The sequence below is a fragment of the Massilia sp. CT11-137 genome (assembly GCF_047302885.1).
Classification (GTDB): Bacteria; Pseudomonadota; Gammaproteobacteria; order Burkholderiales; family Burkholderiaceae_D; genus Telluria; species Telluria orientalis.
In genome coordinates, this window is record NZ_JBKYMP010000002.1 from 2963997 (window position 1) to 2978159 (window position 14163).

Here is a 14163-nt window from a genome sequence, read left to right on the forward strand (position 1 = left end):
GGGCGCCAGGAGCTCGGAGAGGTCTTGACATCGTTCCAGGATGTGATATAACTGGCCAAGTTATCGATACCAAATCAAATGACAAGCCCGGCGGCGGCACGAACCGCACCACGGGCAAAGGAGACGATCCGTTGTTCACGTTACGTGCGTTCGCGCGCCGCTGCGCCGCGCCGCTTGCCGTCCTGCTGGGATGCCTCGCTGCCGATGCCGCCCACGCCATCGAGAACCGGCTGCAAGTGCACCCGTTCCCGAATCCCATCCGCTACACCCACCATAACGACGACTACACGGTGCGCGTGCGCGTGCCCGGCGGGCAGTGGCAGGACCTGTACGAGTACGACGTGAAGGTCGACCTGGACAAGCCGCAGGACGCCTCGATGGTCTACTTCAACTTCGACGGCACGGTGGAAGTGGCGGTCCAGAAGAACAACGGCACGTTTTCGAAAGTGGCGGTGCGCCCGGATGCGAAGGGCGTCAAGCCGGTTGTGCGCGACGGCGTCGTGTATTTCACGCTGCGCCGTCCGGAGAACCTGAGCGTGGAATTCGACGACGACCGCCTGCACAACCTGCACGTGTTCACGCACGCGATCCGGGCCGACATGCCGGCCGTGCCCGCGAACCTGGCATCGAACGACATCGGAATGGGCACGGCGCCCGACTTCACGCAGCCCATCGTGTTCTTCGGACCGGGCATCCACAAGGGCGACTTCCGCCTGCGCTCGCACACGAAGGTATACATCCACGGCGCCGCCATCCTGAAAAGCCCGCTCGTGATCGAGGGCGTCGAGGACGTCCAAGTGTTCAGCGACGGCCTGTTCGACGGCACCGACGTGACGACCATCCGGAATTCGCGCAACATCGCGATCGACGGTCCGATCGCCATCAACCAGCCGCACGGCACGATGCGCTGCATCATGTCGCAGGACCTCGCCGAGACGAATATCCGCACGATCGGGGCCGGCCAGTGGTCGGACGGCATCGGCCACTTCGCATGCGAGCGCGTGACGATCGCGGACAGCTTCGTGCGCACGTCGGACGACTGCCTGACGTTCTACAACCACCGCTGGGACATCTGGGGCAATACGCGCGACGTGCAGGTCCGGGACACGACCCTGTGGGCCGACATCGCGCACGCCGTGATGATCGGCATCCACGGCAATACGCCGACGCCGGCGCACCCGCAGAGCGAGGTGCTGGAGCGCCTGCGCTTCTCGAACATCGATATCCTCGACCATGACGAGGACGACCCGGAATACGAGGGCGCCCTGGGCATCATGGCGGGCGACGACAACCTGGTGCGCGACGTCGTGTTCGAGGACATCCGCGTCGACCGTATCGAGGAAGGCAAGCTCTTCAACCTGAAGATCGCGTACACGGCCAAGTACAACACGAGCCCGGGGCTGGGCATCGAGAACGTCACCATGCGCAACATCCATTACACGGGCAAGGGTTCGCCGAGCGCATCCGCCATCACGGGCCTCGATGCCACGCGCAAGGTCAAGAACGTGACGATCGAGAACGTGACCGTGGGCGGCAAGCGCCTCACCGCGCCCGAGGCGGGGCTGCTCGAGGTGAACGGCTTCGTCGACGGACTGCGCTTCCGCTGACACGACAACGACCATAACAATAACGACACAGGAGAGACATGGAATCCACGAACATCATCGCGGCCGTGCTGCTGGCGACGGCGGCCTTGCCCGCGCTGGCCGCGCAGCCGAAACCGGCCGAGTGGGAGCAGCCGGAAGTGGTCGCGGTCAACCGCGAGCCGATGAAGGCGACGTTCTTCAATTTCGAATCGCGCGAGAAAGCGCTGGCCGGCGACAAGGCCGCGTCGCAGTATTTCCTGTCGCTGGACGGCACCTGGAAATTCGCGTACTCGAAGACCCCGGAAACGCGGCCGAAGGATTTCTACAAGCTGTCGTATGACGTGAGCAAGTGGGGCCAGATCCAGGTGCCCGGCATGCTGCAGACGCAGGGCTACGGCAAGCCGATCTTCACGAACATCCGCTATCCGTTCCCCGCCAACGAGCCGTTCATCCCGCATGACCTGAACGAAGTCGGCTCGTACCGCCGCGAGTTCGACGTGCCCGCCGCGTGGAACGGCCGCGACGTGTTCCTGCAGATCGGCGCGGCCGGCGCGGCCTATTACGTGTGGATCAACGGCCAGAAGGTCGGCTATTCCGAGGATTCCAAGCTGCCTTCCGAATTCGACCTGACCCGCTACGTGCACCCGGGCCGCAACACGATCGCCATCGAACTGTATCGCTGGGCGGACGGCTCGTACCTGGAAGACCAGGACTTCTGGCGCGTCAACGGCATCGAACGCGGCGTGTACGTGTATGCCGAACCGAAGACGCGGCTGCGCGACTACCGCGTGACGGCGGGGCTGGACAAGGCCAATTACCGCGACGGCCGCTTCGAACTCGTCGCCGAGATGGCGGGCGCGCCGGCCAAGGTGGACGTGGAGGCGCGGGTGCTGGACGGCACGCGCGAAGTGCTGCGCGTGCAAGGCACGCCGGGTGGCGACCGCAAGGTCGTCCTGGCCGGCGCGGTCCCCGCCGTGAAACCCTGGTCGGCCGAGACGCCGAACCTGTACACGCTGCTCGTGGAGGTGACGGATGCGCAGGGCCGGCTGGTGTCGGCGACGTCGCGCCGCATCGGCTTCCGCACGGTGGAGATCGCGGACGGCGAAGTGCGCGTGAACGGCAAGCGCGTGATGATCAAGGGCGTCAACCGGCACGAGCACGACCCCCATACATACCGCGTGATGTCGATGGCGTCGATGCGCAAGGACATCGAGCTGATGAAGCGGGCCAATGTGAACGCCGTGCGCGCGTCGCATTATCCGAACGATCCGCGCTGGTACGACCTGGCCGACGAATACGGCCTGTACATCATGGACGAGGCGGACCTCGAGTCGCACGGCTACATGGAGAAGGGCGACCAGGCGGGCGACCCGCAGAAGCGCGCCGCGATCCAGCTGGGCTACAAGCCGCACTGGCGCATCGCCCACCTTGACCGCATCTCGCGCATGGTGGAACGCGACAAGAATTCGCCGTCGGTCATCTTCTGGTCGCTGGGGAACGAGGCCGGCACGGGGCCGAACTTCGAGAACGCGGCCGCCTGGATCCGCAAGAACGATCCGACGCGTTTGATCAGCTACCTCGGCCACGGCACCATCGGCGAGGAACACCTGCCGAACGCCTACGTCGACATCTACGCGCCCATGTACGACGACATCGAGAAGATGGCGGACTACGCGCTCGACCCGAACTTCCGCCAGCCGATGATCCAGTGCGAATACGCCCATGCGATGGGCAATTCGCTGGGCAACCTGGAGGACTACTGGCAGGTCATCCGCGCGCACCGCAAGCTGCAGGGCGGCTTCGTGTGGGACTGGGTCGACCAGAGCATCATCGCGAAGGACGACAAGGGCCGCACGTACTGGGCGTCCGGCTTCGACCTGAACCCGGAGCGGGGCGACAACAGCGTCGTCGGCGACGGCGTCGTGCGCTCGGACCGCACGCCGGATCCGGAATACTATGAACTGCAGAAGGTCTATTCGCCCGTCGTGTTCGAAGGCGACCCGGCAGCAGGCAGCATCGAGGTCGTGAACCGCTACGATTTCCGCGACCTGTCGCATCTCGCGTTCGACTGGGAGCTGGCGCGCGACGGCGTCGTCGTCGCCCGCGGCACGCTGGCCGATGCGGCCACGCCGGCCGGCGCCCGCCAGAAACTGGCGCTGGCATTGCCCGATGTCGCACCCGGCGGCGAGCGTGTACTGACCGTGCGGGCGAAGAGCCGTGCGGCGCTGCCGGGCGTGGAGCAGGGCGCCGTCGTCGGCTGGTCGCAGTTCGTGCTGGCGTCGCCGCGCGCCCCGCAGAAACAGCTCGCCACCGTACCGCCCGTCCGCACGGACGGCGCGGTGGAGCTGCGCGCCGCCGACGCCGTACTGCGCGTCGCGCCGGACACGGGACTCGTGACCTACGCGGTGGCCGGCCGCACGGTCCTGAAGGGCGGTTCGCCGAACTTCTGGCGCGGCCTGACGGACAATGACGAAGGCTCCGGCGTGGACAAGAGCCACGGGGTGTGGCGGACGTTCACCGACCAGCGCAAGGTGCGCGACGTGACCGCGACGGCCGATGGCGTGCGCGTGCTGTTCAGCTTCGGCGCCGGCGCGGCGCACTGGGAAAACGTCTACCGCATGCGCGCCGACGGCAGCGTCGACGTGCAGGCCAGCTTCACGCCGCTGCGTGACGACCTGCCGGATCCGCTGCGCCTGGGCCTGCGCTTCGACAGCCTGCCGGCGCTCGATGCGCTGTCATGGTACGGCCGTGGCCCGTACGAATCGTACGCGGACCGCAAGACCGGATCCGCGCTGGGCCTGTACGCCGGCAAGGTGGCGGACCAGTACCACGGCTACATCCGCCCGCAGGAAAGCGGCAACAAGACGGACGTGCGCTGGTTCCAGCTGCAGGACGGCGCCGGCACCGGCATCCGCGTGGACTTTGATGCGCCGAGCGCGTTCAATGCGCTCGCGTTCCCGTACGAGGACCTGTACCTGCGGCCGCGCGGCACGTGGAAGAGTTCCGAGATCGCGCCGCATGGCGACGGCTCGGTGCTCGTCGACATGGCCCAGGCGGGCGTGGGCGGCGACACCGGCTGGAGCCTGGACGGACGGCCGCACGTGAAGTACCGCATCCCGCTCGCACCCGCAAGCTATCGCTTCGTGCTCGCCCCCGTGCGTGCCCAGCGGGTGGCGGAGGAGTGATCGATAACCGGGGCATTCGCGTCCCGGACCACGACGCCGGCCGCCCGTCAAGCGGCGGCGTCGTGTAAATACCACATCAACAATGATATTTCGCAAAGGTATTACCACGAGGAAGGACGCGGCCTATAATTCAACCTAGATTTGTTATCGATACCTAAAACGCCGGCCGTACAGAGCCGGGGAAAACCATGCCAAATCGGATTACAGAGGAGAACCAAATGAAGCACAATCACCGCAATTTCGGACCGAAGATGTCGGTCGTCGCCGTGGCGCTCGCCCAGGCCTTCGCAGGCCACGCCTGGGCGCAGCAGGCGGACGCCAACACCGTCGTCGTGACGGGCATCCGCGCCAGCGCGCAGTCGTCGCTGGCGATCAAGCGCGACACGATGGAAGTCGTGGACTCGATCACCGCCGACGACATCGGCAAGCTGCCGGACCCGAACGTCACCGAGACCATGACGCGCATCCCGGGCGTGCAGGGCTACCGCTACGGCGGCGAGGGCGCATCGCCCGTGGGCACCGGCTCCGGCGTGACGATCCGCGGCCTGTCCGGCCAGACGGCGTCGGAAGTGAACGGCCGCGCCTATTTCACGGCCGGCAGCCGCGAATTCAACCTGGAAGGCGCCATCCCCGGCATGGTGGCCGGCATCGACGTCTACAAGAACCCGTCGGCGGAACACATCGAAGGCGCGATCGGCGGCCTGGTCAACATCCGCACTCGCAATCCGAGCGACTTCAAGGGCCTGACGGGCGCCCTGAACATCGGCGGCCGCTACAACGACCTGGCCAAGAAGGGCAACCCGGAACTGTTCGGCATGATCGCCAACCGCTGGAACCTGCAGGGCGGCGGCCGCATCGGCGTGATGGCGGCGGCCGTGTTCCAGCAGAGCACCGGCCGTTCGGACAACAACCCTGCCAACGGCGGCGCCAACTACAAGCGCGCCGTCCGTGCCGACAGCGCCGAATACGCGACCCTGGCCGGCGCCAACACGGCGAACGACCCGTCCAAGCCGATGTCGCAGTACATCGGCCGCACGGATGTCTCGTACCTGGCCGGCGTGCCGACGCTGCCGACGTCGACGACCGCCGGCGCCTACATGCCGAACCTGGCGGGCCTGACTCCGGAACAGGTCAGCAACGTGATGGCGGCGCCTGCGCTCACCAATAACGTGTTCCAGGAAACGATCATGCGTACCCGGCGCGGCCTGAACCTGGCTGCGGACTGGCGCGTCGACAACACGCTGCGCTTCTACGTCGACGGCAACTACACCTATTACCTGTATCACCAGAACTACCGCGGCCTGAACTCGTCGGACAACAACAACCAGGCCAACAACGTCCAGAACCTGCAGACGGCGCCGTTCAACCTGACCGAACAGCTGGCCAACGGCAACCTCAACGGCGGCAGCAACGACGTCCTCGCCACCAAGCGTTTCCTCAGCGGCAATTTCCTGAACACGAGGATGACCACGACCGGCGGCGACGAGCACCGTCCGTACACGACGTGGATCGCCGCGACCGGTGCCGAATGGCACCCGACGCCGGCCCTGTTCCTGAAGGCCGACATCAACTTCATCAAGGCCGACCAGACCCAGGACAACCGCTCCGTGACCTTGCTGTCCAATCCGGGCCTGTACTGGACGGCCAACCGGATCAGCGATGGCGCACCGCACCAGTTGACGTTCACCGGGCCGAACCTGTCCGATCCGTCCAACTTCATGTACCAGGCGTACAGCAACGGCACGCACCAGAGTTACCACGACACCGGCGGCGCGGTGGCCCTGGATGGTACGTACTCGCTGGACGACGGCTGGTTCTTCAGCCGCTTCAAGTTCGGCACCCGCGCCGCGCGCCAGTCGAGCAGTTACAACAACTTCGCATTCGGCGGCCGTCCGCTGACGAGCGACGGCCTCGCGCTGGCTGCCGACGGCAGCAACGGCATCTCGGCGGCGACCGGCGGCCATACGCAATCGTCGCCGACCAACTTCATGGACGGCCTGGCCGGCTATTCGGGCGGCTACGTCGTCTACAACCCGGACCAGCTGCTGGGCAACCAGGTGAGCGGCGCCTTCCCGAAAGCCGGGATCCTGCCGGAGAACGGACTGACGGAACAACTCCTGTCCCGCCGCTATACGAACGAGAAGACCAAGGCGATCTACCTCGTGGGCGAGTTCGCACTGCTGGATGACCGTCTCAAGGGTAACGTCGGCGTGCGCGTCGTCCGCACCAATGGCGAATTCGTGGCGCAGGTGGCGGACCCGATCACCGGGGCCATCGGACCGTACCGCCGCACGACGTCCTACACGAACGCACTACCTTCGTTCAACCTGACCTACGACCTGGCGAAAGACTTCCTGGCGCGCTTCGGTTACGGACGCGGCATGACCCGTCCGGGACTCGACCAGCTCAATCCATCCCTCACCGTCAACTCGACACAGGGCACGTTACAGATCGGTAATCCAGATCTGCGTCCGCTGACCGCGAACAGCTTCGACTTCTCGCTGGAGCGCTACTTCAGCAAGACGAACTACCTGGCAGCGGGTCTGTTCGACAAGGAAATCAACGGCTTCTTCAACGACGTCCAGAATTGCGAGACCGTCTCGATCGCGACGGGCTATAGCGGCGCCGTTTCGAACGGTTGCCCGAGCGGCCAGCTGTTGGTGTCGAAGACGCTGAATTCCGAGAAGGGTTATGCGCGCGGCCTCGAGCTGTCGGGCCAGTACTTCTTCGACAGCGCTCCCGGCATCCTGAAGAACTTCGGCGTGTCCGGTTCGTACACCTACGTGAAGACGGATAATCCGTTCAACGTGGGGACGAAGGCCGCGCCGAACATCATCTCGACGCCGCAACCGTTCGCCTCGAAGAACAGCTACAGCGTGAGCGCCCTGTACGAGGACAACAAGGCGTCCGCGCGCCTGGTCTACACGTGGCGTTCTCCGTCGGTGCTGTTCGGCTTCTCGCCGAACCCGATCGACGGCCGCTACATCGATGCCTACGGTATCCTGGACGGCTCGTTCAACTACCAGCTGACCGACAACCTGGCGCTGTCGCTGATCGCGTCGAACATCACGAACAAGACGCTCAATCGTAACGTCGGCGGCCTCGGGAACGAGAGCGGCATCGAACGCCAGCACTACGAGAACGGCCGCTTCTTCGGTTTCAGCTTGCGCTACAAGTTCGGCAACCTGTAATCTTCTCTCTCGTCGCGGGCCGCGTGCCCGCTTTCGCCCCGCCGCCGGTGTTTGCCGGCGGCGTTTTTTTTACGAAAGGCTGTTCGATGTCGTTCACCCGCCGTTCGATGCTCAAAGCCACCCTCGCGGCATTCCCGGCGCATGGTGTCGCCCGCGACCTTGGCCCGCTTGCGCCACCCGTGCCCGTCGATGCGGCGCGTGCTTTCCTGGCCAATCAGGTGCGCCTGCTGCCGGGAAGTCCGTTCCACGTACGGCAGGAGCTGCATCGCACAGGGGTGCTCGCGTCCTATGATCCCGACAAACTGCTTTACCACTACCGGGCGTTGGCGAAACTTCCCCAGAAAGCAGGCATCGAGAAGGGTTACGACGGCTGGGACAGTGAATTCCTTCGTGGGCACATGACCGGGCACTATCTGTCCGCCGCGTCGCGCATGGCGGCGGCGACCGGCAGCCTGCTGTTTCGCGACCGGGTCGACTACCTCGTGGCCGAGCTCGCGGCATGTCAGAAGAGCCTGAATCAGGATGGCTACCTGGCCGCGTTTTCCACGGCCGCCTTCGACCAGCTCGAAGGCAAGCCCAGGACCGACGCCGGGGGCATCGGAGTGCCTTACTACACAATCCAGAAGATCATGTCAGGCCTCATCGACGCCCATGCCTATGTCGGCAACCGGCAGGCACTCGACGTGGCCACCCGGATGGCCGACTACTTCGGCAAACGGCTCGCGCGGCTCGATGCCGCGCAGGTCGACCGGATCTTCCGCACGGACGGCAGCCGCAATCCGCAAAACGAATTCGGTGCGATGAGCGACGTGCTGACGGAACTCTACAAGATCGACAAGAATCCCCGGCACCTCGACACCGCCCGCATGTTCCACCGCGCGTGGTTCGTCGGCCCGCTTGCCGACGGCGAGGACCGGCTGGGCGGCTTGCACGCCAATACGCATATCGCGCAGGTGGTGGGCCTGGCCAACGCCGCCAACGTCGATGGCGACCCGCTGGAACTGAAGGCGTCCGAGAATTTCTGGCGGCTGGTCGTGCACAGGCATTCGTTCGCCAACGGCGGCACGTCGGTGAACGAATGGTTCGACCAACCCGGCGTGGAGGCCGGCCCGTCGATCGACAACCAGAAGGTATTGCCGCCGACGACCGCCGAGACGTGCAACACCCACAACATGCTCAAGCTGACGACAAGGCTGTTCGAGCGCAACCGCCGTGCGGACCTTGCCGACTACTACGAGCGTGCGCTGTACAACCACGTGCTGGCGTCGGTGGCGCCCGATTCCGGCGCGATGACGTATTTCACGCCGTTCCATGGGGACTTTCGCACCTATCTCAACGGCAGCTTTTGCTGTACCGGCTCCGGTATCGAAAACACCGCACGCTACAACGAAGGCATTTACTTCCACAAGGACGATACGCTCTGGGTGAACCTGTATATTCCGTCCGAGCTCGGTTGGCGGCAAGCCGGGATCGTATTGCGGCAGCAAGGGGACATCACGCGCGGCGACCCGGTGCGCCTGACGGTGGTGAAGCCGGGAGCCCGCGCCGTCACGGTGAATCTGCGCGTTCCCGCATGGGTCGCCGGACCGGTCACGGTCAGGATCAACGGCAAGCCGCAAGGTGTGGACGCTCAGCCCTCAACCTATATCGCGTTGCGGCGGCAATGGAAGGCCGGTGACGTGATCGACCTGACGCTGCCGGCGGGGCTGCGGCTGGAGCACGCCATGGACGACGCCTCGACGGTCTCCCTGTTCCATGGTCCCGTCTTGCTGGCCGGAGAACTCGGCAGGGACAACATGCCCGCCAGCGACGTGGGCGACAAGGATGCCTGGCTGAAGATCGCGGCCGTGCCGGTTCCGGATATCGTCGGCAACTCCGGCAATCCCGCCGATTGGCTCGCGCCGATCCCCGGCGATCCGTCCGCGTTCAGGTTCAAGGATGCAGGTCCGGCCAGCGGCATCGTCGTCCGGCCGCTGTTCGACCTGCACCATCAGCGCTATGCCGTGTATTGGCGCCTGAACGCGGCCGGTCAGTACGGCCCGGGCCCCGGCGCAGTCACGTTGAAATAATCGGCTTCGAGGTACGACGGCTGCGTGCGCGCCCGCGCACCGACGCTGAACAGGCCCACCTGCGCGCCCACCCACGTGCCGCGCGTGACCGGGAACGGATCGCCGGCCGGCTTGAACGCGCGGCCGTCCACGCTGTACGAAAAGCCGACGAACGCCGTTTCGTACATCGACATGCGCAGGACCACCTCGTCCGGCGCGTCCGGCAGCACGACGGTGGACTCCTCGCGGCAGCGCGGTCCGAACGGTCCGCACACGGTGCGCACGAGTTCCGTCTTTCCGCCGCTGCGGCGCAGGCCCACCCAGCCATACTGCATGGCGTTGACGATCAGGCCGGCCCGGTCGCCGTCGACGGCACCCTTGAGGCGCACGCGGGTCTCCACGACGAAGCGCGACGCGGGCACCTTCTGCGTGAGGATCGCGCCCGCGGCGCGCACAAAGCCGTCGGCTTCCGGCACCACCTGCGTGGCGAGGCGCAGGTGGCCGGGGTTGTCCGTCAGCGAGTACCAGCCGGGCGCCGGATTCGCGCCCCATTGCCATTGCAGGCCGAGGGCAGGGCCATCGAACGCATCGCTTGTCGCCGGCGCCGCCGGGCCGAAGCCTTGCACCGGTTTCGCGTACGTGTTCACGGGTTCGCCGACGCCCGGCGTGCGGCCCGGTGCGCCGATGACGGGCCAGCCGTCCTGCCAGCGCATCGGCTGCAGGTGCACGACGCGGCCATACGCCCCCTTGTCCTGGAAGTGCACGAACCAGTCCTTGCCGTCCGGGGCATCCACCCACGCGCCCTGGTGCGGCCCGTTGATCGGGGTGTCGCCCTGGTCCATCACGCGGCGCGCCTCGTACGGTCCGTCGATCGAGCGCGAACGGAACACGGCCTGCCAGCCCATCTCGACGCCACCGGCGGGGGCGAACACGTAGTAATAGCCGTTCGCCTTGTACACCTTCGGCCCTTCGACCGTGTGGTAGCCGGGGTAGCGGCCGCCGTCGATGATGATCTTGCCGCCTTCGTCCAGCAGGCGGGTCGCCTGCGGATCCATGCGGCGCAAGGTCAGCACGTTGTTGATGCCGGCGCGGCTCTTCGCCCACGCGTGCACCAGGTACGCCTTGCCGTCGTCGTCCCACAGCGGCGCGGGGTCGATGATGCCGCGCCCGGCCAGGAGCAGCCGCGGCGGCGTCCACGGGCCCGCGAAATGCTCGGCCGTCGTCACGTAGACGCCGTAGTCCGGGTCGGGGTAGAAGATCCAGAAACGGCCGTCGTGCCAGCGCAGCGTCGGCGCCCACACGCCCTTGCCGTATTGCGGACGGTCGAACACGTTGGCCGGTTCCAGCCGGGGCAGGGCGTGGCCGACGAGCGTCCAGTTCACCAGGTCCGGGGACTCCAGCAGCGGCAGGCCGGGCGCGTTGTTGAAGCTGGACGCCGTCATGTAGAAGGTGTTACCGACGCGGATCACGTCCGGATCGGAATAATCCGCATGCAGGATGGGGTTGCGGTAGCGGCCGTCGCCGAGGTCCGCGCTCCAGGGCGCGGCGGCGAGGCCCGCGGCCGCTTGCTGCTGGGCGGGCGCGGCCATGGTGCGGCAACCCGCGACGGCCGCGGCGGCGAGCAGCACGGCGATGGTGAGGCGAGAGGCAGGCAAGACAGTCTCCTTGTTCATTCGGTGAAGCTTGGGGTTGTTATCGATCTCATGGTAGCATTGTTGAATTGATGCAATCAAGGCATCCTTGCTGCATGATGAGCCGCAAGACGGGCTGCCATGCCGCGTTGTCAGAAGTGGCATTTCCCCTGGCGCGGCGGTATCATGTGACATCGTGTGCCGGGAATGAAATCGATAACAAAGCCAGGCCATCAGACTACAGGACAATAATTCAATGGGTAGTGAAACCAAGCAGGGCGACCGCCCGGCCGCCGGTGCGACCGTCTGGGACGTGGCGCAGAAAGCCGGCGTGTCCGCGATGACCGTGTCGCGCGTCATCAACGGCAACGCCAGCGTCAGCGACAAGACGCGCGAAAAGGTCAACCGCGCCATCCAGGAACTGAACTACCAGGTCAACGTGGCGGCGCGCGCGGCGCGCATCGGTACGTTGCGCGTCGGCCTGTTGTACAGCAATCCCAGCGCGGCGTTCCTCAGCGCCTTCCTCGTCGGGGCCCTGGGCGAGTGCAGCCAGACGGGCGCGCACCTGATCCTCGAGAACTGCGACAACCTGCGCAGCCAGCGCAAGGCAATCGACCGCCTGATCGCGGACGGCGCCGACGGCATCCTCGTGCCGCCGCCGCTGTGCGACTCCAAGGCCGCGCTCAAGCAGCTGGCCGAGATGGGCATTCCGTCCGTCGCGGTCGCGCCCGCGAAGCCGTCGCCGCAGATGTCGGCCGTGCGCATCGACGACTACGAAGGCGCGCTGACGATGACCAGGCACCTGCTGGCCCTGGGCCACACGGACATCGGCTTCATCAAGGGCGACCCGGAACACACGCCGGCCCAGCTGCGCTACCAGGCGTTCATCGACGCGATGCGCGACGCCGGCCACCACGTCCCCGCCGAGCGGGTGGCGCAGGGCATGTTCACCTACCGTTCCGGCCTGCTCGCCGCGCGCGAACTGCTGGCGCAGCCGACGCGGCCGACCGCGATCTTCGCCAGTAACGACGACATGGCGGCTGCCGTCATCGCGGTGGCGCACGGGCTGCACATGCAGGTGCCGGACGACATCGCCGTCTGCGGCTTCGACGACACGCCCGTCGCGACGACCGTGTGGCCCGAGCTCACGACGGTCCACCAGCCGATCACGGAAATGGCGCGCAGCGCCGTCGCCCTGCTGGTGGAACACATCCGCGCGCGCCGCGCCGGCCAGTCGTACATGCCGCAGCACCGGCTGATGCCGTTTACGCTGGTCGAGCGCGAATCGACGGAAGCCCACGAGTAATTACCAATAGGGGCGCCACGTGCGGGTCAACCTCACGAGGGCCTCGAGGTAGAAGTAATCGCCCCAGATGCAGGCCTCGTCCACGCCGACGCCGTTCGGCTTGTGGTACACGCCGTGCTTCAGGAGGCCCGCGCCCGGCGTGCCGCTCGTGTCGGCGTAATCGCCCGCGAGCGTCAGTACGGTGCCGGCCGCGGCGCGTTCGTAGGCCGGGCGCAGCGGATCGGCCAGCGGCAGGTTGCGCGCCAGTTCCAGCAGGCCGCAGGCGGCGATGGCGGCGCCCGAGCTGTCGCGCGGCTCCGGTCCGGACGTGAACACGAGATCCCAGTAGCAGATGCCGTCCGCCGGCAGGCGGTTCAGGTAGTAGTTGGCCAGCACCTTCGCCAGGTCGACGAGGCGGCCGTCGCCGTTGTGGCGGTACACGAGCGGGAAGCCGGAGATACCCCACGCCTGGCCCCGCGCCCAGCACGAATCGTCCGCGTAGCCCTGGTGCGTCTTGCCGTGCAGCGGCGCGCCGCTGCCCGGGTCGAAGAAGAACGTGTGGAACGTGGAGCCGTCGGGACGCACGATATGGCGCGCGGCCGCCTCGATGTGGCGGTCGGCCGCCGTGCGGAACGCCGGGTCGCCCGTGAAATCGCTGGCCCAGTACAGCAGCGGCAGGTTCAGGTTGCAGTCGATGATCATGCGGCCGCGCTGGGCCGGGTCGGACAATTCCCCCCACGCCTGGATGATGCCGGCGCCCGGCAGGTAGCGCTCCAGCAGCATGCGCGCGGCGCCCAGTGCCGCTTCGGCCGCGAGCGGTTCGCCCGTCAGCTGGTAGCCGGACACGCACGAGAGGCTGTACAGGAAGCCGAGGTCATGGTGGTTGACGTTGATGCGGTCGCGCTGGCGCGCGTGGAAGCTCGCCACGTGGCGCAGGCCCGCGTCGCGGTAGCGGGCGGCGCCCGTCAGCTCGTAGGCGAGCCACAGCATGCCGGTCCAGAAGCCGTTCGTCCATTCCGTGTTGTCCATCGCCTCATAGACGCCGCCCTTCGACGACGGCATCGGGAAGGCGTCGCCGAAGTGCGCCAGGTTGCGGTCGACGGCGTCCAGCGCGCGCGCGATCGCGCGGTCGATGGCGGCCTTGTCGATGGCGCGGTTCCAGTGGGCCGGCAGCGCGCCGGTGTTCAGCGGCTCCAGTGCCGCCGCGTTCAGGGGTGGGGTCATGCTTGCTCCTTGT

Annotated in this window: 7 protein-coding genes; 5 read left to right on the forward strand and 2 right to left on the reverse strand. The window is 66.5% G+C overall.

All coding sequences use genetic code 11. The features are described 5' to 3' along the window. Positions 1 to 131: 131 nt before the first annotated feature. From ACEN98_RS30100 to ACEN98_RS30115, 4 genes are all read left to right on the forward strand, one after another. Entirely contained in the window at positions 132 to 1607 is a 1476-nt protein-coding gene (locus ACEN98_RS30100; RefSeq protein ID WP_413388492.1) for a hypothetical protein, read from the forward strand. Between the two features lie 38 nt (positions 1608 to 1645). Continuing rightward, positions 1646 to 4771, forward strand: coding sequence for a glycoside hydrolase family 2 TIM barrel-domain containing protein (locus tag ACEN98_RS30105; protein ID WP_413388493.1), 3126 nt, complete (start codon positions 1646 to 1648; stop codon positions 4769 to 4771). A gap of 218 nt (positions 4772 to 4989) precedes the next feature. Beyond that, on the forward strand, positions 4990 to 7962 hold the full coding sequence (locus ACEN98_RS30110; protein ID WP_413388494.1) for a TonB-dependent receptor: 2973 nt from the start codon (positions 4990 to 4992) through the stop codon (positions 7960 to 7962). A 23-nt stretch (positions 7963 to 7985) separates the two neighbouring features. After that, entirely contained in the window at positions 7986 to 10031 is a 2046-nt protein-coding gene (locus ACEN98_RS30115) for a beta-L-arabinofuranosidase domain-containing protein (protein WP_413388495.1), read from the forward strand. Here ACEN98_RS30115 and ACEN98_RS30120 read toward each other — a convergent pair. After that, on the reverse strand, positions 9992 to 11665 hold the full coding sequence (locus ACEN98_RS30120; protein ID WP_413388496.1) for a glycoside hydrolase 43 family protein: 1674 nt from the start codon (positions 11663 to 11665) through the stop codon (positions 9992 to 9994). The two genes, ACEN98_RS30115 and ACEN98_RS30120, sit on opposite strands and share 40 nt — an antisense overlap. Positions 11666 to 11897: 232 nt before the next feature. On the opposite strand from ACEN98_RS30120, the gene ACEN98_RS30125 reads away from it, so the two are divergent. After that, positions 11898 to 12947: a LacI family DNA-binding transcriptional regulator gene (locus ACEN98_RS30125; protein WP_413388497.1), complete on the forward strand. Its 1050-nt coding sequence runs from the start codon at positions 11898 to 11900 to the stop codon at positions 12945 to 12947. Here the strand turns inward: ACEN98_RS30125 and ACEN98_RS30130 are convergent, their stop codons facing one another. Next, entirely contained in the window at positions 12948 to 14150 is a 1203-nt protein-coding gene (locus tag ACEN98_RS30130; protein WP_413388498.1) for a glycoside hydrolase family 88 protein, read from the reverse strand. Between the last annotated feature and the right edge of the window lie 13 nt (positions 14151 to 14163).